At 62.9% G+C, this 20,343-nt stretch carries 21 protein-coding genes and 3 pseudogenes; 10 read left to right on the forward strand and 14 right to left on the reverse strand.

Features of this window, described 5'->3' with window-relative positions:
- Nucleotides 1–278 precede the first annotated feature (278 nt).
- On the forward strand, nucleotides 279–752 hold the full coding sequence (locus B0G69_RS30910; protein WP_121323672.1) for an Lrp/AsnC family transcriptional regulator: 474 nt from the start codon (nucleotides 279–281) through the stop codon (nucleotides 750–752).
- Nucleotides 753–824: 72 nt separating this feature from the next.
- On the opposite strand, the gene B0G69_RS30915 is transcribed toward B0G69_RS30910, so the two are convergent.
- From B0G69_RS30915 to B0G69_RS30935, 5 genes are all read right to left on the reverse strand, one after another.
- Nucleotides 825–1,604, reverse strand: coding sequence for an alpha/beta hydrolase (locus B0G69_RS30915; protein ID WP_121323673.1), 780 nt, complete (start codon nucleotides 1,602–1,604; stop codon nucleotides 825–827).
- Between the two features lie 81 nt (nucleotides 1,605–1,685).
- The gene (locus B0G69_RS30920; RefSeq protein ID WP_121323674.1) at nucleotides 1,686–2,039 is read right to left on the reverse strand and encodes a DUF4148 domain-containing protein; all 354 of its coding nucleotides are present in this window, start codon (nucleotides 2,037–2,039) and stop codon (nucleotides 1,686–1,688) included.
- A gap of 272 nt (nucleotides 2,040–2,311) precedes the next feature.
- Nucleotides 2,312–3,358 (reverse strand): alpha/beta hydrolase, encoded by a 1,047-nt coding sequence (locus B0G69_RS30925; RefSeq protein ID WP_121323675.1) that lies wholly within the window; start codon nucleotides 3,356–3,358, stop codon nucleotides 2,312–2,314.
- A 137-nt stretch (nucleotides 3,359–3,495) separates the two neighbouring features.
- Nucleotides 3,496–5,004 carry a M81 family metallopeptidase gene (locus tag B0G69_RS30930; RefSeq protein ID WP_121323676.1) on the reverse strand — a complete coding sequence of 503 codons (1,509 nt, stop codon included), beginning with the start codon at nucleotides 5,002–5,004 and terminating at the stop codon, nucleotides 3,496–3,498.
- A 46-nt stretch (nucleotides 5,005–5,050) separates the two neighbouring features.
- Nucleotides 5,051–6,346 carry an MFS transporter gene (locus B0G69_RS30935; RefSeq protein ID WP_121323677.1) on the reverse strand — a complete coding sequence of 432 codons (1,296 nt, stop codon included), beginning with the start codon at nucleotides 6,344–6,346 and terminating at the stop codon, nucleotides 5,051–5,053.
- A 138-nt stretch (nucleotides 6,347–6,484) separates the two neighbouring features.
- Here B0G69_RS30935 and B0G69_RS30940 point away from each other — a divergent pair, with 138 nt between their 5' ends.
- Nucleotides 6,485–7,450, forward strand: a complete 966-nt coding sequence (locus B0G69_RS30940) for a LysR family transcriptional regulator (RefSeq protein ID WP_121323678.1) — start codon at nucleotides 6,485–6,487, stop codon at nucleotides 7,448–7,450.
- 44 nt (nucleotides 7,451–7,494) lie between these two features.
- Here B0G69_RS30940 and B0G69_RS30945 read toward each other — a convergent pair.
- A pseudogene (locus B0G69_RS30945) lies at nucleotides 7,495–7,920 on the reverse strand (two-component sensor histidine kinase); the annotation flags it as partial.
- Nucleotides 7,917–8,657: a response regulator gene (locus tag B0G69_RS30950; RefSeq protein ID WP_121323679.1), complete on the reverse strand. Its 741-nt coding sequence runs from the start codon at nucleotides 8,655–8,657 to the stop codon at nucleotides 7,917–7,919. The gene B0G69_RS30950 and the pseudogene B0G69_RS30945, both read right to left, overlap by 4 nt.
- 253 nt (nucleotides 8,658–8,910) lie before the next feature.
- On the opposite strand from B0G69_RS30950, the gene B0G69_RS30955 reads away from it, so the two are divergent.
- The 6 genes from B0G69_RS30955 to B0G69_RS30980 all read left to right on the forward strand — a co-directional run bounded on the left by B0G69_RS30955 (nucleotide 8,911) and on the right by B0G69_RS30980 (nucleotide 12,555).
- On the forward strand, nucleotides 8,911–9,627 hold the full coding sequence (locus tag B0G69_RS30955) for a cytochrome c biogenesis CcdA family protein (protein ID WP_121323680.1): 717 nt from the start codon (nucleotides 8,911–8,913) through the stop codon (nucleotides 9,625–9,627).
- A 1-nt stretch (nucleotide 9,628) separates the two neighbouring features.
- Nucleotides 9,629–10,162: a thioredoxin family protein gene (locus B0G69_RS30960; protein WP_121323681.1), complete on the forward strand. Its 534-nt coding sequence runs from the start codon at nucleotides 9,629–9,631 to the stop codon at nucleotides 10,160–10,162.
- Nucleotides 10,163–10,515: 353 nt separating this feature from the next.
- Entirely contained in the window at nucleotides 10,516–10,752 is a 237-nt protein-coding gene (locus B0G69_RS30965; RefSeq protein WP_121323682.1) for a DUF4148 domain-containing protein, read from the forward strand.
- 113 nt (nucleotides 10,753–10,865) lie between these two features.
- On the forward strand, nucleotides 10,866–11,159 hold the full coding sequence (locus B0G69_RS30970) for a hypothetical protein (RefSeq protein ID WP_121323683.1): 294 nt from the start codon (nucleotides 10,866–10,868) through the stop codon (nucleotides 11,157–11,159).
- 24 nt (nucleotides 11,160–11,183) lie between these two features.
- The gene (locus B0G69_RS30975; RefSeq protein WP_121323684.1) at nucleotides 11,184–11,600 is read left to right on the forward strand and encodes an organic hydroperoxide resistance protein; all 417 of its coding nucleotides are present in this window, start codon (nucleotides 11,184–11,186) and stop codon (nucleotides 11,598–11,600) included.
- A 472-nt stretch (nucleotides 11,601–12,072) separates the two neighbouring features.
- The gene (locus tag B0G69_RS30980) at nucleotides 12,073–12,555 is read left to right on the forward strand and encodes an MEKHLA domain-containing protein (protein ID WP_121323685.1); all 483 of its coding nucleotides are present in this window, start codon (nucleotides 12,073–12,075) and stop codon (nucleotides 12,553–12,555) included.
- Nucleotides 12,556–12,668: 113 nt separating this feature from the next.
- Here the strand turns inward: B0G69_RS30980 and B0G69_RS30985 are convergent.
- From B0G69_RS30985 to B0G69_RS30995, 3 genes and pseudogenes are all read right to left on the reverse strand, one after another.
- Nucleotides 12,669–13,105 (reverse strand): annotated as a pseudogene (locus B0G69_RS30985) (cytochrome P460 family protein).
- Between the two features lie 128 nt (nucleotides 13,106–13,233).
- A pseudogene (locus tag B0G69_RS30990) lies at nucleotides 13,234–13,443 on the reverse strand (alpha/beta hydrolase); the annotation flags it as partial.
- A gap of 77 nt (nucleotides 13,444–13,520) precedes the next feature.
- Nucleotides 13,521–13,835 carry a DUF4148 domain-containing protein gene (locus tag B0G69_RS30995; protein WP_121323686.1) on the reverse strand — a complete coding sequence of 105 codons (315 nt, stop codon included), beginning with the start codon at nucleotides 13,833–13,835 and terminating at the stop codon, nucleotides 13,521–13,523.
- A 246-nt stretch (nucleotides 13,836–14,081) separates the two neighbouring features.
- On the opposite strand from B0G69_RS30995, the gene B0G69_RS31000 reads away from it, so the two are divergent.
- Together B0G69_RS31000 and B0G69_RS42205 are read left to right on the forward strand one after the other, a co-directional pair.
- Nucleotides 14,082–14,615, forward strand: coding sequence for a hypothetical protein (locus B0G69_RS31000; RefSeq protein ID WP_241991519.1), 534 nt, complete (start codon nucleotides 14,082–14,084; stop codon nucleotides 14,613–14,615).
- A complete protein-coding gene (locus tag B0G69_RS42205) occupies nucleotides 14,612–14,842 on the forward strand; it encodes a cytochrome P450 (protein WP_241991520.1) in 231 nt (76 codons plus the stop codon). Before B0G69_RS31000 ends, B0G69_RS42205 begins: the two co-directional genes overlap by 4 nt.
- Nucleotides 14,843–14,956: 114 nt before the next feature.
- Here B0G69_RS42205 and B0G69_RS31005 read toward each other — a convergent pair whose 3' ends face one another.
- From B0G69_RS31005 to B0G69_RS31025, 4 genes are all read right to left on the reverse strand, one after another.
- Nucleotides 14,957–16,192, reverse strand: coding sequence for a YbfB/YjiJ family MFS transporter (locus tag B0G69_RS31005; protein ID WP_121323687.1), 1,236 nt, complete (start codon nucleotides 16,190–16,192; stop codon nucleotides 14,957–14,959).
- A 1,020-nt stretch (nucleotides 16,193–17,212) separates the two neighbouring features.
- Nucleotides 17,213–17,449: a DUF2783 domain-containing protein gene (locus tag B0G69_RS31015; protein ID WP_121323688.1), complete on the reverse strand. Its 237-nt coding sequence runs from the start codon at nucleotides 17,447–17,449 to the stop codon at nucleotides 17,213–17,215.
- 31 nt (nucleotides 17,450–17,480) lie between these two features.
- The gene (locus tag B0G69_RS31020) at nucleotides 17,481–19,190 is read right to left on the reverse strand and encodes an FAD-dependent oxidoreductase (protein ID WP_121323689.1); all 1,710 of its coding nucleotides are present in this window, start codon (nucleotides 19,188–19,190) and stop codon (nucleotides 17,481–17,483) included.
- 30 nt (nucleotides 19,191–19,220) lie between these two features.
- Nucleotides 19,221–20,180, reverse strand: a complete 960-nt coding sequence (locus B0G69_RS31025; RefSeq protein WP_121323690.1) for an MBL fold metallo-hydrolase — start codon at nucleotides 20,178–20,180, stop codon at nucleotides 19,221–19,223.
- Nucleotides 20,181–20,343 lie beyond the last annotated feature (163 nt).

The raw sequence follows: 20,343 nt of genomic DNA on the forward strand, positions 1-20,343 counted from the left end.
GCCCGGCGAGCGCGCTTTCCAGCGCGGGTGGCGCCGGAATTCGCCCGCGTGCCGCCTTCCTGTGAAAGCAGCGAGACACCGGGTGGCGGCTTGTGGCCGCATAAGACCGCGAGGCGCGAGGCCCGCGGCCCGGACGGTTGTCCCGGGCATGAATGCATGGTGAAAATATACCCGGACGCAGGCTGGATAGGCTTCTTAAAGGGATCGTCTAGCCGACCTCGTAAGGGACAATGTTCCGGTAAAATTAACTTATACAGAACAACCTCCCCAACCCCCACATGACCGCCCGAAATCGCCCGCTCGACAATCAGGATCGCAAGATCATGCGCGAACTGCAGAAGAACGCCCGGCTGAGCAATGCCGAGTTGGCTGAACTGGTCGGCATGTCGACCACCGCGTGCTGGAATCGCACGCGTCAATTGGAAACCGAAGGGTATATCCGCGGCTATGTCGCGTTGCTCGATCAGCAGAAGCTCGGTTTCGCCGACGTGGTACTGCTCGAAGTCACGCTCGACCGTCACGACGACGACGCGCTCGCCCGCTTCGGCGCCGAACTCGCGACGCTGTCCGAAGTGCTCGAGGCGTATCTGGTATCGGGCGACTACGACTATCTGGTGAAGGTGGCCGTCGACGGCACCGCGGGTTACGAACGGTTCCTGCGCGAGAAGCTCTACAAGATTGCCGGGATTCGTCACAGCCGGTCGATGTTCGCGCTGCGATGCATGAAGAGCATTCCGTCCATCGCGATCTAGCGGGTCGTCGCGATCAGCGGACTGTTGCGGCGGACCGTCATCGCATGACCGGCCCGCCGCTCACATCCGGTGTTACTGCACAGCGCGCGATGCGGCGATGATCGCATCGGCCACCGCCTTCGGCTGGCTCACCATCGCAACGTGACTTGCGTTGACGCGCATCACTGTCGCGTCGATGTTCTTAGCCATCGTCTGCTGCAGGTTCGGATCGATCATGCGGTCCTGACCGGTCACCACGAAGTACGACGGCTTGTCATGCCACGCCGCCTTCGTCACCTTCTCGTCGAGGCAGCCGGAGGCCCACGGCCCTTGCGTCGCCGCGATCAAACGTCTCTCGGGCAGCGGCACGTCCTGAGCGAAATCCTCGAGCACCGCTTTCGTCGAGAGCGTCAGGTAGCCCGCGTCGTCCTTGCGCAGCTCGCTCGCCCAGACCGGTGCCGGTGCGCCCTTCGTCATGTCCGCGATGGACTGGCCGCTGTCGGGCGCGAACGCCGCCACGTAGACGAGACTCTTGACCTTGTCGTCGTTGCCCGCTTCGCTGACCACGACGCCGCCCCACGAATGGCCGACCAGAATCACCGGGCCCTTTTGTTGATCGATCACACGTTTGGTCGCCGACACGTCATCGTCCAGCGAACTCAGCGGGTTCTGGACCGCCACCACGTGAAGGCCGCGCGCTTCGAGCAGCGGAATCACTTTGTCCCAGCTGGAACCGTCGGCGAACGCGCCATGCACGAGCACGACGTTCTTACCCTGCAGGTCCTGCGGGGGAGCGGCATGCGCGGCCTGCAACGCGAACAGTCCGCCGAGCAGCAATGCTGATCCGAGGCACTTCTTGAGAAACATGGTCATGGTGTATGTCTCGATAGATAGGGATGCTGATGGAATGACCATCCACGCGACGGCACGCGGACGGTCATGGGGTTGCGTCGATCACGAATGCGCGTAGATCGGGCCGAGGCCGATGACTTCCGACCCGGTCGCCGAGGCATGGCTCATCGGTGCATGGCTCTTAGGCGCGCGCGAACCCGAAGCCGCACTGGTCTGCACGACGCCGCCGTATGCCGCCGCAGCCGAACCGTTATCGGCCTGCACGCGTGCCAGCGCGGCCTCGATGTTCTGCGGGTACTGCGTGTTGTCGCTGGACGGGTTGTAGCCGGCCTTCTGAAGCTGGACCAACTCCGCGCGCACTTCGGCGCGGGTCAGCGGTTGTTGCTGCGATTGTGCGAACGATGCGACGGGAACGGCGACCAACGCGGCGACGATGAGGGATTGAACGAGTTTCATGAGTCTTCTCCAGATATCAAAGGCAATCAAAGGTTGGGTGGAACGCGACGCCGTTGCTGCATGCAAACCGTCATGTCCCGCCTGATTCAAACGCACTGTTGTGAATCAACCTTGCGTGTAGGTATTAAAACGCGCCGACGTATCTGGAATGTTTTCGTTGAGCCGCTTAATGCATGCTTGTTTGTCTGAGTACGGTGTGGATACATTGCGATACAAAAAAGCCGCTCCCGGGATGCGGAGCGGCTCGTCTGTCGCCGGCGTGCGCCGACGTGTCATGCAAGGCGGGTCACGTCGATGATTGCGTCGGCAAAAGCCTTGGGCGCCTCCTGTGGCAGGTTGTGCCCGATGCCGCCCGTGATGTTCCGGTGCTGGTACTTGCCCGTGAACTTCTTCGCGTAAGCCACCGGGTCCGGATGCGCCGCACCGTTCGCGTCGCCTTCGAGTGTGATGGTCGGCACCGAAATGGGCGGCGCCAGCGCCAGACGCCTTTCCAGGTCGTCGTATTGCGGCTCGCCCTTGACCAGCCCCAGGCGCCAGCGATAGTTGTGAATCACCACCGCTACATGGTCCGGATTCTTGAACGATTCCGCCGAACGCTCGAACGCCGCATCGTCGAAATTCCATTTCGGCGACGCCGTATGCCAGATCAGCTTGTTGAAGTCGTGACGGTTCGCGTCATAACCGGCCTGGCCGCGCTCGGTGGCAAAATAGAACTGATACCACCACGTCAGCTCCGCCTTCGGCGGCAGCGGTGCACGGTTGGCCTCCTGACTGCCGATCAGATAGCCGCTCACCGACACCATCGCCTTGCAGCGCTGCGGCCACAGCGCCGCCATGATGTTCACCGTGCGCGCGCCCCAGTCGAAACCGCCGAGCACCGCCTTGTCGATTTTCAGCGCATCCATCAGCGCGATGATGTCGACCGCGACCACCGCCTGCTGACCATTGCGCGGCGTGTCTGCGGACAGGAAGCGCGTCGGGCCATAGCCGCGCAGATACGGCACGATCACGCGGTAGCCCGCGGCGACCAGCAGCGGCGTGACGTCGGCGAACGCGTAGATGTCGTACGGCCAGCCGTGCAGCAGAATGACGACCGGGCCGTTCTGCGGGCCTGCCTCCGCATAGCCGATGCTCAGCGTTCCGGCGTTGATCTGCCGAAGATTCTCGAACGATGCAACGCGCGTGGCCGCCTTCGCGCCGCCCGTCGTTTCGGCGGACTGCGCATGTGCGAGTCCGCCCAGTCCCAACTCCAGCAAACTGAAACCTGCAACCGTGGTCCCTAGCAAACGGCGACGCCGGTTGTTGATCTGTTCCGACATGACGATTCTCCTTAACGACGGGCGCGCTATGATTCGCACGCTCCCGATGCACGAAAAGAAACCTCAGCCCGAGCCCTGCGCGGCAGCGCTAGCGCATGGCGCCGTTCAGGCTGTGTCCAGACAAACCAGAGTTGAAGTCAGAGAGCAACCGCGCGGAACGATTCGAACGACGGCCCCATCGGCCGCACGCGGATGTCCGGATGCAGACGCTCCCACGGCAGGTCGACGGGATCGGCGGCCATCGGTCCCGGCGCTTTTGCCACGAAAATTGTATCGGCGATTGCTTCGAAATCCGCACGAAAATGAACCGAGCTTTTGAGCACGAGAATCTTCATCTGCTCGGGCTCGATGCCGGCCACGCGGAACAGGTTGCGGTCGAACACCTGCATCTTGATAGCGCTGACCGCAATCCTGACGCCGTCGATCCGCAGACAGGCCACCTGACCCAGCTCGCCTTGCATGCCATTGAGCATCGGGCCGTCGAAACGGAAGCGCCCATCCGACACGTGTTCGACCTCGAAGACCGCTTCGAGCGGCGCATCGCCCGGCACGCCGGAACGGCCGCCCAACGCCACAGAAATGCGCGCGCCGACGCCCGCGCGATGCGCAGCCGCCGCGGCCTCCGCATCCCAGATCACGCCAACCGCCGCATCCGTCGCGCCGTTGCGCAGCAGCGCCCGCACCATGCCCATCGTGTTGGAATCGCCGCCCACGCCAGGGTTGTCCTGCGTATCGGCGATGATGACCGGCTTCGTTGCCGCACGGCTCACGGCGATCGCCTCCTGCGCCGCTTCGTCAGGACTCAGGAAAGGCACGTCCCACTGCGCTTCGTCGCCGACGAGCTTCGAAACCAACGCGTCGGCCGCGCGATTGGCTTCATCCCGGCTAAACGAGTAGGCCCAGACCGTCGGCCCGCATTCGGGGAAATCGGCGGCAGGGAAGCCCGGCGCGAACGACACCGACACCACGTCATTTGCTTCGAGCGCCGCCAGCATGCCGTACATGTCGCTTGCCGGCGCGACCAGCGTACACATGCCGTTCACGGGAATGAGAAACGGCGCGCGGCGCAACGCGCAATGCAACGGACGGCCTTCGGCCACCAGTTGTTCGAGAATCCGCGCGGCGCGCTCTCCCGTTTCGGCCATGTCGACGTGAGGATAGGTGCGGTAGGCGACCAGCGCGCTCGCATGCTCGACCATGCGCGCGGTGACGTTCGCATGCAGATCCAGCGAAACGACTACCGGCATGCGGTCACCGACGATCCGGCGCACCCGCTCCAGAAGCTCGCCTTCACCGTCGTCGAACTGCTCGGTCACCATCGCGCCGTGCAGGTCGAGATAGATCGCATCGAAGCCGCCCTTTGCCACGGCGTCGAGAATCTCTCCACCGATGCGTTCGAACGCATCGGTCGTCACATGCGCGGAGGCGCTCGCGCCCGCCCAGATCGCCGGAATCGGATCGTGCCCGTTCGTCTGCGCCGCCTTGATGAATCCGCCGATCGGCACGTTGACCTCGCGCAGCGCCATCACATCGGTGCCGCGCGCCAAGGGCGGGAAGCCTTCTCCCTGAACGAAGCTCCTATAAGAGGCCTTGGTCGGTGCGAATGTATTGGTTTCATGCTGGAAACCGGCGATCAGGATTTTCATGTTCTTCACTCCCTGTATCTGTATGGGAAGGGGAAGATGAAGGCGGTCAAACCGCCTTTTTCTCGAGTGTCAGCTTGCCCGTCAGAATCAGCGTGGCCGACACCACCGCCGCACATGCCATGACGACGAGGCCCAGATGCATGCTCCCGGTCCACGACTTGGTCCAGCCGAACACGGCAGGACCCCAGAATCCGCCCGACAAGCCGACCGTGTTGATCAGCGCGATGCCGCCGGCCGCCGCGGTTCCCTCGATCAACTGCGAAGGAATCGCCCAGAAGACCGTGTAGGCCATCCACAAGCAGGCGGTGGCCGCGGTCATCCCCACGAGGGTCAGCGTCAGACTTCCATCGGCGAGCATCGCGGCGATCAGGCAGGTCGCGGCGCCGAGCGCCGGAATCGCGCAGTGGTAGCGGCGCTCGCCCACCCGGTCCGAGCGGCGACCCGCGAGGTACATGCCGAGCGCGGCCGCCACATAAGGAATCGCGACGTACCAGCCAAGACGGAGCGTATCGTTGACGCCCTGGTCTTTCAGCAGCGTCGGCAGCCAGAAGCTGATCGCATAGATCGGGAAAATGAGGCAGAAGTAAGCGACGGCGAGCACGTAGACGCGCGGGCTGCGCAGCACATCCTTGAATGAATGCGCACGATGCTGGGCGGGCGCCGTCTCGCTATGCAGCAGCAGCTTTTCGTCGTCGCTCAGCCAGTTCGCGTCCGCCGGACGGTCGGACAGAACGCGCAGCGTGAGCAGACCCAGCGCCACACACGGCAGCCCTTCGACCAGAAACATCCATTGCCAGCCGGCCAGACCCCACACACCGGAGAGCGTCGTCATCAGCCATGCCGACGTCGGGCCGCCGACGATGCCGCCCAGCGGCCCCGCCACGAACACGAGCGCAATCGCCCGCGCCATGCGCGCCGGTCCATACCAGCACGACAGGTAATAGATCATGCCCGGTGCAAAGCCGGCTTCGAATACGCCGAGCAGGAAGCGCATTGCGTAAAAGGCCGTGACGTTCTGAACGAACAGCATGCACGCCGATGTGATGCCCCATAGCACGAGAATCCGGCTAAACGTCAGACGCGCGCCGACCTTCGGCAGCATCAGATTGCTGGGGATTTCGAACAGCACGTAGCCGAGAAAGAAGATGCCCGCGCCGACGCCATACGCCGCGTCGGAGAAACCCAGGTCGCTTTGCATCTGGAGCTTGGCGAACCCGACGTTCACGCGATCCAGGTACGCAAACATGTAGCAGGCCACCAGAAACGGCAGCAGCCGCCAGTTGAGCTTGCTATAGAGCGCCGAGGCGGCGTCGCCGGCTGTCGAGGGGTGAATTGCTGACATGTTTGTCTCCGCTTCCCTTGGATGGACCTGTCGTCAGGGTTGAATCGATAGTGGCAGTGCAAAACACTGATAGCAAGAGCAACTAAGTTCACGTATCGTTGCTCTGTGAGCAACGCAAGAAAGGCTTGGAGCAAGGGAATGCGAGAGATCAATCAGCAACGCCTGCGGTATTTCAACGAGGTGCTGACGCATGGCACGATTCGGGGCGCAGCGGAAAGCATCAATACGTCGCCGTCCGTGATTACGCGGCAGATCAAGCTGCTCGAAGAGGAGTTGGGCGCGACGCTATTCGAGCGTCAGGCGCGCGGCGTCAAGCCGACGGAAGCCGCGGCGCACCTTCTGGAGTTCTGGCGCGGCTACCGGTCGCAGCAGGAAAAATTCGAAGACCAGTTGCACGCGCTGAAAGGCCTTCAGCAAGGGCATATTCAACTGGCTGTCAGCGAAGGTTATGTCGATACGCTGGTCGACGACGTGCTGGCGCCGTTCTGTGCCGGCTATCCGAAGCTGGACATCGGCATGGAGATGCTCGCGGTCGACGCGATCCAGCATGAAGTCGCGGAAAGCCGCGCCCATATCGGGCTGGCGTACAACCCGCCGCCGCACCCGCGTATCGAATATCGGGCGAGTTCGCCGCAGCCCGTCGTGCTGCTGCTAAGAAGCGATCATCCGCTGGCGAAAAGAAAGGGACCCGCGAACATCGACGATCTGCGGGCGTACCCGCTCGCATTGATGCCGCCGACATTCGGGATCGGCCATGTCGTGAAGATGGCGGAACTGGCCGAGAACGTCACGATTCGCGCGACCATGACGACGAACTCGCTGAGCGCACTAAAGCGTTTCGTGACGGCGGAGAACTTCATGACGCTGATCGGCGAGTTTGCCGCGTACCGTGAACTGGCGAGCGGCGAGCTGACGACGGTGCCGATTGCGCATCCGCTATTCGAAGGGGCGCAAGCGCGAGTGCTGGTCAAGACCGACCGGCCGCTTGCGCCGGGTCCGCTCGAATTGCTCAAGTGGATTCAGGAACGCATGCCGATGTTCTCGGCGGCGAGAGAGGGCAATGATGCGCGCAAGCGCAAGACACGTCTGCGAGGTAAGGGTTGAGTGAGCGGCGCCGGTGCGAACATCGCCCTTTCCCGCCGCCCGGCATCGCTCAACTTCAGATGCACCTGCAGGCGTTCGCGGTCGCCGGGGACCGCGTTCACCGTCAGCGGGTAGTGACTGCCGATGCCGTCATCGATCGAGCGCGCGACGCGCTCCGAGAGACTCGCATCGACGGGCGCGCCTGAAATGCCGGGCCCGAGAACGAACTCGTAGCTGCGCCGCGCGAGACGCGGCAGCCACTGGGCCCGCTCATCAGGCGGCAAATGATCGAGCAGCGCCACCGAACTGGCGACCTCACGTTCGATGTAGCCCATCATCACATGGGTCATCGTCTGGTCGCGTTCGGTCATCGTGAGCCAGAACGACAACGTCTGCGCGAGCGCCAGTCCGACGAACAGGATCACGGCGAGTCGCGCGAACAGCGTGCGGGGCCAATGTGTCGGCCAACGCGCCCACGAGTACCGGCTCATTGCGTGTCCTCGATCTCGTTCACGGCGGCGGAAAACACATAGCCTTCGCTGCGCAGCGTCTTGATGTAACGCGGCTCACGCGCGACATCCCTCAGGCGTTGACGCAGACGGCTCACCATCAGATCGATCGAACGGTCGAACTGATCGGCCTGGCGGCCCTGAGTCAGATTGAGCAGTTGATCGCGCGTCAACACCCGCTGCGGATGATCGAGGAATACGCGCAGCAAGCGATATTCGGCGCCGCTCAACGCGACCATCGTGCCTTCCGAATCGAGCAGATGACGCGCGGTGGTGTCGAGACGCCAGTCGCCAAACGACAGCATTTGCACCGATTCCGTCACCTGCATGCCGGGCGGCAGCATCCGGGCGCGGCGCAGCACCGAGCGAATCCGCGCGAGCAACTCACGCGCGGCAAACGGCTTGGTCAGGTAGTCGTCGGCGCCCATTTCCAGACCGACGATCCGATCGGCTTCCTCGTCGCGGGCGGTGAGCATCAGCACGGGCACGGCGCGGAATTTGCCGGCGCGCAATTCACGGCACAGCACGAGACCGTCCTCGTCCGGCAGCATCAGGTCGAGCACGATCAGATCGGGCGCGCCCTGTTCCAGCGCGGCGCGCATCTGGCGTCCGTTGGCCGCGAGCGACACGCGCATGCCATTTTTCTCGAGGTAGCCGGCGAGCAGTTCGCGGATGCCGCGGTCGTCGTCGACGATCAATACGTGGTCGGTCGTTTCCATTGCTCGGGTCTCGTACAGGATGGTTGCTGGCGTTTTCAACTGCACCCGGCTCGTACGAGAAAGCGAATCACGCACCGGCTGCACCCTGTTTCTGGCGATGCCCGCTTATAGCCTGCCTCGTACGGCGAATTGTGTCGCAGTGTATCCCGAGCTTCGCCAGACACAAAACATTGCAGGCGCGCGGTATTGCCGACATAAACCAGATACGTGCGGACGTTCCAATATGGCCATACCAGCTCACGGAGTGTCCACCATGCACAGCCCCTTCGAAACACCGCTCGCCTTGCTGGCCGGGCTGCTGACCATCGCCTCGCCCTGCATTCTGCCGGTGATGCCAATTCTGCTCGGCACCTCGGTCGAACGGCCGAGCCGCGTGCGTCCGCTCTTCATTATCGCCGGCTTCATTCTGACCTTCGCGTCCTTCGCGATGCTGCTGGGGGCGGTGTCCAGCACCGTGCATGTCGCCCAGCAAGCACTGCGCAATACCGGCATCGCGTTGCTCGCGCTGTCGGGTCTGCTGCGTCTGTGGCCGCGTCCTTACGACTGGCTCGTCGCGCAATTGCAGGCGCCGCTCGCGCGCATCGGCGCGGTGATTGCGCCGGGGGGGCAGCCCGGCAGCGGCAACGCCGGCGGCTTCCTGCTCGGCATGTCGCTGGGCGCGGTCTGGACCCCGTGCGCGGGGCCCGTGCTGGCGTCGATCCTGGTGCTGGTGGTCAAGGCGCAGGACCTCGGATGGTCGGCGCTGCTGCTCACCTCGTATGCGATCGGCGCCGCCATTCCGATGCTCGCGATCATCTACGGCGGCCATTACGTGACGCAACGCGTACGCGTGGTAGCGCGCCATGCCCAACTGCTGCAACAGATATTCGGCGTACTGGTGATGCTGACCGCTCTCGCCATCTATCTGCAATACGACGTTCTGGTCTACGCCCGGATCGCCGCGATTTTCCCTTCTCTCAAAGGACTTTGACATGCTCTCCCAACTCAAGACACTCGCTATCGCCGCGACTTTCGCCGCTACGGCCGCCACCGGCACCGCCGCCCTCGCCGCGCCGTTGCAGAGCGGGCCGCCCGCACCGGAATTCACCGGCATCAACCAATGGCTCAACAGCGAGCCGCTCACGCTTCAGCAATTGAAGGGCAAGGTGGTGCTCGTCGATTTCTGGACTTACACCTGTATCAACTGCATCAACACGCTGCCGTACGTGAAAAGCTGGAACCAGAAATACAAGGATCAAGGACTGACGGTGGTTGGCGTACACACGCCCGAATACCCGTTCGAGCGCAACACCGATAACGTCAAGACCGCGATCAAGCGCTTCGGTATCACCTATCCGGTCGCGCAGGACAACCAGTACGCGACGTGGAGCGCTTACAACAACCAGTACTGGCCCGCGTTTTATCTGCTCAACAAGAAGGGGCAGGTCGTGTACACGCATTTCGGTGAAGGCGATTATGCGAAGACGGAAGCGGCGATTCAGGCGCTGCTCGCGCAGAAGGATTGATGGGGACTCTTCTGGTGGAATGCCTGCACGGGCCGCAGCAATGTGAAGAAATTGCCGCGGCCTTTGCTCTGTATGACGAAAGATGTGAGCGACCTTACGTGTACACGCATGCGATCCCTCAAGTGATTGCGGGACGCCCGTCATAGTTTTGTATCGCAATGTATATGTCGATCGGGCTGATACACAGCATTGCAATAGTCCGATCTCCCGACACAAGCCAGATACCGCCGCCAGTTCTAATACATCAACGACGGACGCTGATGAAGATCTTGCCGCAGACCTCAACCCGAGTGCGGCGCTTCCCCAGATCAACCGACGGATTCTCTTCACTAATCCAGCTTCAGGAGAACGACATGAAAGTATCGATGATCGCTTTGGCCTTCGCCGCATTCGCCACGACGGCTACCGCTTACGCAGTCCCATCGGCCGACGCCAACGCAGTCAGCAACGACGCCCAGCAAACACAGCAGTGGACACCCGGCCAGGCCAACGCGACGGGCAAGACCCGCCAGCAAGTTCGTCAGGAACTGGTGCGCGCGCAGCACGACGGTCAGCTTGCCGCGCTCAACAAGTTCTATCAGGGAAGCTGATCGCTACGCGAGCGTATCGCGCCGCCGCTCCCGCGAAGGCACGGTGCCCCCGGATGTCCGGCGCGATTCGCAAGGCACCGTCTCTTTCAAACTTATCGTTTCGAGGTTCCATCATGATCAAGCATCTCGTTCTCGCCACACTTCTTTCCGCGAGCGCCGCAATCGTATCGCCCGCTTTCGCCAGCAGCGGCTACGGCCCCGCGCCGCATTACGACCCGCTCGCGGGCGCACCGGCATCGCAACGCGGCCAGAGTGCGCAGACGGTTCGCACCGAGCAGGCGCAGGCCATCGCCAACGTCAACGCCGAGACCGCGACGCAGTCTTACGGCGGCGTGCGCGATACGGCTTCCGAATCGGGAGCACGCGTCGCACTGAACGCAGCGCTTTCCACTTACTCGCATCACTAAACCCATCACGCAAGGATATCGATCATGACCCGCATCGAAAAAGTGCTTTACACCGCCAACACCCACACCACCGGCGGCCGCGACGGCGCGTCGCGCAGCAACGATGGTCGGTTGGACGTCAAGCTGTCCCCGCCGGGCAGTTCCGCCGCTGGCACGAATCCGGAGCAGATGCTGGCCGCCGGCTGGTCGGCGTGCTTCATCGGCGCAATGGGACTCGCCGCGAAACAGTTGAAAGTGGCGCTACCCGCCGATACCGCCGTCGACGCAGAAGTCGATCTGGGCATGAACGGCGATGCGTACCTCCTGCAGGCTCGCCTGAACGTCAGCCTGCCGGGTCTCGACCGCGAAGTCGCGCAGGAGCTGGCGAATAGGGCTCATCAAACGTGTCCGTATTCGAAAGCGACGCGCGGTAATATCGACGTCGTCATTACCGTTGTCTAAGCAGCGCTGCCTCGTGCTATTGCCTGACGCCGACTGCATGGTCACGCGCCCGGCGCGATAGCGCTTGATCTTCGCAAGCCAGGCCGGCGCATTCCGATAAGGTGCGCCGGCTTTTTTCGCTGGGCTGTGATCATCGCCGCCAAGCTTGGCGAGTGCGTGCCCATGCGAACGACGGATAGCTTTATCTTCCCGACCGGATTCGACCGACGTCACACACACCGATCTTTGTCGCGCCCGGCAAAGCCAGGTAGACGACATCAAACAAGGAACAACGTCGATGACTGGAGCAGACTTAGCCAGAGCGGTACGATCATGAGCCGGCTCTCACGGGCCGGTGGGCCATCGGCGCCCTGTTCAAAGACTAGATCAAGCAACGCGCCGGCAACGATCCTGCTCCACGCTTGCGCCATCGTGACATCGCCGCCCGCTTGGGCCACACTTCGTGTTCCCACCGTTTCAGGAGAAATCGCAGATGGACGCCGCACAGCGACGCACGGAAACGAGCCTGCGCACCGATCCCGGCTTTTTCAATCTACTGTCGAACAGCTACTCGCGCCTGCTCGGCAAGCCGCTTGTCCCCGCGCACGTGTCGATTGAAGACGCGCCACGCTGGCTTTACGAGAGCGCGCCGTTCGGCCTGCTCGCGCACAACACGATGGCGGACCCGGTCTTCGTGTACGGCAACATGACGGCGCAAAAACTGTTCGAATACGATTGGGACGAACTGACCGGGTTACCTTCCCGCTTGTCGGCGCAAGCGCCCGATCGCGACGAACGGCGGGCCTTCCTGGAGCAGGTGGAACGCGATGGTTTTGTCTGCGCGTATCGCGGCATGCGTGTGACGAAGTCGGGCAAGCGCTTCTGGATCGATAACGTGGTGGTCTGGCAATTGCACGATGACGCAGGCGTTTATTGCGGCCAGGCGGCGCTCATTCCGTGGACATCCGGCGTGTGAGATCGCGTCATAGCCGGCACGAACAGAAGCGCGATGATCGAAGGTATCGATCATCGCGCTCAGTTCCCGCCAACCTCATGTAGCCGTGTGCGCCCCTGCAATCAAACGCAACATCACGGCGCGAAATGCGTGAAAACGTAGCCGCGGCTTTTCACGCGTGCTTCGTGACACGCAAACACGTTTGATGCTGCGCCAGATCGGCGGGCTGTCCGTTAATGAAGCGGCCATAACCCCAGCCGCCCGTCGACGCGTATCGATGCGAGTCTTTCACCATCACCTGCACCGTCGTCGCCTGGCCCGGGATAGTCGCCGTTTCGAAGTCGGGGGACTGCTTCCGCTTATAAGCGAGCTTGACCAGAATAGCCCCGTCCGGAAACGGCACCGTCGAGTTCTCGATCATCTTCACGGCTGCGGGATTGCCGAGGACAACGCGAAGTTCGTCGAGTGGCGCGGCTTCTTCGGCTGGCGCGATCATTTCCCCCTTCCGATAGCCCTCGGGAATCGTCACGCCATAAATTGGCGAGCGCGCCGCGTGAGCATCCTGCGCCATGACCTCGCTGGGTAATGCATAAAGCAGGAGTGCCATTGCGCTACCGCGCATGCTGTCCGGATCGTTCGCATCCAGATTCCTCTAGATCAGTGGACTATGTGAAAGCTTTATTGCGTCAGAACGAGGGTCTAGAGACGCACGACGTCGATGATCGCGTCGGCAAAGGCCTTGGGCGCCTCCTGTGGCAGGTTGTGCCCGATGCCGCCCGTGATGTTCCGGTGCTGGTACTTGCCCGTGAACTTCTTCGCGTAAGCCGCCGGGTCCGGATGGGCCGCACCGTTCGCGTCGCCTTCGAGTGTGATGGTCGGCACCGAAATGGGCGGCGCCAGCGCCAGACGCCACCGCGGTCAGTACCGCGATGCACATCGATAGGGCCGACTGGCGACTCGATTGACGCAATCGACCAGCTCACTGCTTAGGGCTTTGCGTAGATCGAACCGAGGCCGATAACGTCCGCTTGCGCACCACGCGACCCCGCGGCCGACGTACCGGCAGTCGAAGGACCATACGACGACGCCGACAGGCTCTTCTGTGCATTCAGCCGCGCCTCGGCTGCTTCGATATTCTTCGGATATTGCGTTTCATCACTGGCGGGGTTGTAGCCGACGCTTTGCAACTCGACCAGTTGCGCGCGCACGTCGGCGCGAGTCAGCGGCTGGTTCGATTGCGCGAACGACAAAGCCGGCACGGCGAGGACAGCGGCAACGACGAGCGATTGGATCAGTTTCATGATGTCCACCTCAAAGAGAATTTGATTTCCGCAAACACGTGTCTGCGTTCTGGTCTGCTAGCCAGGTCATCTGGCTTGGAAGTATTAGACTTCGCTGACGTATCTGGCGTGTGTCGGCGAATACCGGCTGTGCAACGTTCTGTACCCATGCATGGCGCAGATACATTGCGATACAAAAGAGCGCGCCGCCACTCTCGGGAGGTGTCTCTGCGCATGCGTCGCGGGTACGTCGGCCCGAATGCGCGTGTGACCGGCCGCTTCGAGATCATCGACGCATTGCTGCGTGACCGGCGCATGGGCAAGACCTATCTGCAAAGCGTGCGGGCACGCTATGGCGACGACACGGCTCAGCAGCCGGTCTTTCAGGCGTTGGGCCGCACCTTCCTGATGATGAATCCGCCTTTGCATACGCGCCTGAGAGCGCTGCTGATGAAGGCCTTCAATGGAAGGGAGATCGTCGAGGCGACGGCGCGCGAACTCGTCGAACGCATCGGGGAAAAGACCGAATTCGATCTGGTCAGTGAATATGCATTGCCGCTGCAGTCGAGATCATCTGCCGTCTGCCGGATATTCTGTCCGCCGGCGGCACGAACTCGGCGCGGCGGCGAGCCGCCTTGTTTCGGCATTCGATCTTGCACCGCTCAAAGAGGCCATGCTCGCCGAAGCGAACGAAGCGGTGTCGACGCTCGGACGGTATTTTCAGCAAGTGATCGAACAACGGCGCCTCAATCCGAGGCGACCTCATCTGTGCGCTCGTTAGCGTCAGTGACGACGGCGTGACACTGAAAGACGACGAGAACATCTCGAACATGACCCTGCTGTTCATCACCGGCCACGAGACCATCTCAAACATGATTGGCAATGCGATGGTGGCGCTGCTCCGTCGACCGGCCCGCCTCGACGAGTTAAAGCGCGATCCGGCCTTGATCCCGCACGCGGTGACAGAATGCATGCGCTATGACGGTTCGTGCAGATGGTCGTGCGCACGGTGCTCGAAGAAGTGGTGATCGATGGCGAGACGCCGTCTATTCGAAGAGAATGAGAACCTCGGATTGCTTTCGCTGAAGTGACAGGCGGCAACGTAAGCCCTGCGCCGTCAATGAGCGCCGCGCAGACGCGGCTCACGCGCCGCGCAACGGCTTCTGACAAGCGGCCAACACCGCACCGAGCCCGAGCAGCAACGCGGAATAAACCAGCCCGTGCGCCAGCCCCGCTCCATCCGATACCCACCCGATCACCATCGGCCCGACGATCTGCCCAAACGCGAACACGATCGTGAATGCGCTGATCCCCTTGGCCCAGTGACTCGCGGGCAGATTGTGGCGCACGAAGGCCGTCGTCGAAGCCACCGCCGACAGAAACGTCGCGCCAAACAGCACGCCGGACACGAACGCCACCCACGGCTGCGTGAACAGCGCGGGCAGCAGCGTCGCCACCGCGAGCAAGGCGTTGAGCACCGCGAGCGCCTGGCCGCCGCGCATCCGGTCGAGCAGCCCGGACCACACGCGAGCCGACACCACCGTCGCCACGCCGAGCAGCAGATAGAAACCCGTCACAACCGTCGCGCTCATGCCCGCATTGCGCAGCAGCGCAACGATGAAGGTCATGTAGCCGATATAACCGACGCCGAACAATCCATAGCCCGTCAGCGCCGCGCTGAAACGCGGCCAACGCGGCGCGTCGTCGGCGGCGCCCGCGCGTGCGGCCGAGACTCCGCTCGCATGCACGCTCTCGATTTTGCGCGCTGCGCCGATCGCCACCGCCGAGAATGCCGCGCACGCCGCCGCCAGCGCGTACCACGCGAATTGCCAGCCGTGCGCGACGTTGAAGATGGTCAACGGCACCAGCACCGACGATGCCACGATGCCCCATCCCGTGCCGCCGTAGTACAGGCCGAGCACGAACCCTGCGTCGTGCGGCCTCGCCGACGCCAGCCGCGCGGCCAGCACGCCGCCGCTAATGAAGATCGCCGCGCTGCTCGCACCCGTGATCACGCGCAAGACGAGCAGGGAATTCGTGTCGGCGAGCAGTCCGCTGCCGGCCATCAGCAGCGCAGTGGCGGCACAGCCGCCGCCGAACAGCGCACCGGCCGACCAGCGGCGCGCGAGTCGCGGGAACGCCAGCGCGCCGAGCAGATAACCGAGCGCATTGGCGGTGTTCATTGCGCCGGCTTGCGCGAAGCTCCAACCGAGGTCGAGTTTCATCGACGGCAACAGCAGCGCGTATGCGAAGCGCGCGAGCCCCAACGCAATCGCGCTTCCTAGCGACAGCGCAGCGGCAAGCATCAAGGTGGGCAGGCGTTGCGCCGCGTCGGTGGACGCGGGGTGCGAGGCGGTGTCGAGTGAACTGGGCGGCATTGGCTGGCGTGAGTGGGCAGAAATCCTGCGAGACGGTTTGGCGGTAAGGCTTCATGCGGCACGTCGTCATCATAGCCGGGAGTGGCTGGCGCGGCTGACCGTTAGTTGCCTTATTGATCGCGGATGTGCGCTCAGCCCAAGACGGCCAGCATCTCACGACCTCGGCTGAGGACCATCCGGGCGAAGTGCGACGCCGCGCCCCGCCGCGTTACCGGTACAGGAAGGCGATAGCTGGCTGTCGAAGACAGAGCGCGAGCGCGCGCGGCTGCATCCGAACGCCGCACTGCGCAAACGCTTTATCGGCGCGCGCGTGGTAGTGCGCTGGGTCGTCGGCCATCTGTTCGACTGCGAGCCGCATGCGGTCGACCTGCAAAGACGACGGCAACGAGAAACTGCAAGCGCGCCATCCTCATGATGGTCGCGGCGTCACCATCGATATCGCGTATGGCGGCATCTGGATCGTGATCGGGATGGCGTCCGCGACGCTCGGCCTGAGCGTCGTCGTGCCATCGCCCGGCGCCGCGCCGAGGCGACACCGGACCAATCGCGCCGCCGCGCTCGCTATGGCAGCCTTTGCAATGCGCTGCGTTATGCGCCCGTCGATATCGACGGCGATCTGCTATCGAGCGATATCGCGAGTTGCGCATTCGATCTCGCGGAACACGGCCGTTGGCATGTGCTCGATCTGCCGATGAACGGCAAGATTCGCGCGGCGGTCGCGCTCGCGCAGCCGCTCGCGCTGGTACGCACGTTCGGGTGGCCGAAGGGTTTGGCATTGGGCAATTGACGCATTGGCGCATGGCGAGCGCACTTGCCGCTGCTTAGGGATGCAAACGTGTTGGCGTCCTGCCGGACATCGAAAGCAAAATCGAGGCGCCACAACGAAATGCCGGACGGACCGCCGTGCGGCAGTGGTGCTGATTCGATCGAGTACAGCTTCAAGGCGCGGACGGCCTAAGCGGATTCGCGGAAGAATAAGCGCGGCTCGGCTGCCAGGCGTGCTGCTTTCATCGCGTAGATTCAAGCCGCCAGCGAATGCGCCTGCGCGCCTCGCACAGAAACATCCGCCGCGCCTTCACGCGCATGTTGCATCGCTTCGATCAGCGTCGCGTGATCCCCGATATGATTGGCGAGCAGCAGGATCAATTGCGCATTGGCCGACTGGCTCTGCGCGTCGTCCAGATCGCGATGCATGTCGATCAGCGCCTCGTAGAAATCATCGGGGCGAGCGAGGTTCGGTTGCGTGTTCAGTGCCATGTCTGTCTCCTGCTTTTCTTTGCTGATGTGTTCAGGCCGTGCCTTCGACACACAGCGCTCGCCTCAACGCATGTCCCACGGCGTCCACATCGACTTGCCGCCAACGCGCGCACACATGCTGGTCCGGCCGAACCAGATAGAACGTGCCGTGCATCGCGTCGTAGCGCGCGCTAGCGAGCCCCTCGGTGTCGTGGACCACGTCCATGCCCGGCCACGCCGCGACTTGCGCATCGCTGCGCATCACCATGACGAGCTTCAACGGAATCGGCCCCGCACGCAGCGCATCCAACGCGGCCAGCGTCGCCGGATCGATGCCCTGCTCGCCGCAAAACAGCACGCCGGTGAATTGCTGTCCGAGGTGCTGCAGCAGCCAGGCCGGCTGTCCGGCCGCCTGCACCGGTGCATCGACGCACGACGCGCCCGGCACCATCGCGCCGTCGAAGCTGTCACGGTCCGCTGTATTCAACGGGGAATCGCGCAACACCACCGGCACCGAGAGACGCCCGCTATTGGCCAACTGACGCGCGAAAGGATGATGCCGCGACAGCTTTAGCACGGCATCGCGAAACACGCGGCTCACCGGGCTCTTCGGCGTAATGAAATCGGTGGAGCGCGTCGAGTTGCGGATGTTTTCATCGGCGGCGAATTCGCGTTCGCTTGCATACGTGTCGAGCAATCCATCGGACGCTTGGCCTGCGAGCACCATCGCCAGCTTCCACGCGAGGTTTTCCGCGTCCTGCACGCCACTATTCGCGCCACGCGCGCCGAACGGCGACACGCCATGCGCGGAGTCGCCGGCAAACAATACGTTACCGTGACGGAAGCGCTCCATCCGCGAACACGAGAACGTATAGACGCTGACCCATTCCAGCTCGAACTTCGCGTCCTGCCCGAGCAGCGCGCGCACTCGCGGAATGACACGCTCCGGCGTTTTTTCCAGCACGGGATCGGCGTCCCATCCCAACTGGAAATCGATCCGCCACACGTTGTCCGGCTGACGATGCAGCAATACGGATTGATTCGGATGAAACGGCGGATCGAACCAGAACCAGCGCTCGGTCGGAAAGTCCGCTTCCATCTTCACGTCGGCGATCAGGAAGCGGTCCTTGAACGTCACGCCCTTGCTGTCGAGTCCCATCAGCTTGCGCATCGGACTGCGCGAGCCGTCGGCGGCGACCACGTAACGGCCGTACAGCGGATACTGTCCGGCGGGCGTTTCGACCGTCAGCGTCACGCCGGCCTCGCCCGTGCCGGCCGTGCCGTTCTGCTCGACGCCGATCACCTTGCTCTTCCAGCGAATCTCGAGGTTCGGCATTTCCTGCGCGCGTTCGAGCAGAAAGCCTTCGACGTAGTACTGCTGCAGATTGATGAACGCGGGCCGGTGGTGCCCCGCTTCTGGTTGCAGATTGAACGTGTAGACCAGCTCGTCTTTCAGGAATACCTTGCCGACGTTCCAGCTAATGCCCTTGTCGACCATCCGCTGGCCGCATCCCAGGCGGTCGAAGATATCGAGCGAGCGCTTTGAAAAGCAGATCGCCCGCGATCCCGTGGACAACGAACAATCGTCGTCGACCAGCACGACCGGCACGCCCTGCTGCGCGACATCGATCGCGGTAGCGAGGCCGACCGGCCCAGCGCCAACCACGATGACAGGATGGAGCGCCTGCTGCGCAGCAGATTGTTCGCGCTGTTCGCGGCACGGCTGATACTCGAACGACAGCGTCTGATAGTTGATGCTCATGTCATGTCTCCGTCCATCTCTCCGTTGCCGTCAGGCTTGCAGCGCGTCCCACATCTCCTTGTCGCGCTGCGCGGTCCAGATACGCGGATGCGTGATGCCGCTCGCTTCGTCGAAAGCACGCGATACATCGAACGGCAGGCAATGCTCGTAGATGAAGACGTGGCCGAACTTCGGATCCATCGCCTGACGCGTGAGGGCCATCGCGGCCTTCAGATCCAGTTTCTGCGCGACGGCTTCCCGGCCCTGTTGCAGCAGCGTGGTGACGAAGTCCTTCGTGTAATCGAGACCCTTGTCGACGTCCTCAGGCGTGGTCAGCGCGGGGCCGCGGCCCGGCACCAGCTTGTCGGCCTTCAGCGCGCGCAATGCTTCGAGCGTCGCCGGCCATTGTTCGAGCTGCGCGTCGCCGCAATAGCAGGCTGCGTCGTACTCGACGAGGTCGCCGGAAAACAGCACCTTCTGCGACGGCAGCCACACCACGGTGTCGCCCTTCGTGTGACCGGCGCCGAGGTGCGCGATGCGCACCTCGAGCTTGCCGAGAAACAGCGTGATTTCCTTCTCGAACACGAGCGTCGGCCAGGTCAGGCCCGGCACCGTTTCGACGCCGGCGAACAGACGCGGGAAGCGTTCGATCTCCGACTTCATATCGGCCTCGCCGCGCTCGACGATCATTTCGTACGTGCCGCGGCTCGCGATCACCTGCTGCGCGCCCTCCGCGAAATAGGCCGACGCGCCGAGCACGCGCACCGCGTGATAGTGCGACAGCACGACGTATTTGATCGGCTTGTCGGTCACGCTGCGAATCTTGGCGATGAGGTCTTGCGCCATGGCGGGGGTCGCGGTGGTGTCGACGATCAGCACGCCGTCGTCGCCGATGATCACGCCCGAGTTCGGGTCGCCCTCTGCGGTGTATGCGTAGGCGTTGTCCGACAGCTTGGTCCACGTGACCTGCTTGACTTCCAGGTCGGCCTGGGATGCGAATGCCTTTGCCATGCTTGTCTCCCTCAAAAGTTGGATGTGAGGCGAGACGACGGCCGACTGCGCACGCAAAGCGCGGGCTGACGGTATTGGAGGAATGTCTCGCCCCGTTTTTGACTCTATGACTGCGTCGGTGTATCGGGGTAAATGCATCTTATGGCTCGCCGTGATTTTTTGT

This window comes from Paraburkholderia sp. RAU2J (genome assembly GCF_003634845.1).
Taxonomy (GTDB): domain Bacteria; phylum Pseudomonadota; class Gammaproteobacteria; order Burkholderiales; family Burkholderiaceae; genus Paraburkholderia; species Paraburkholderia fynbosensis.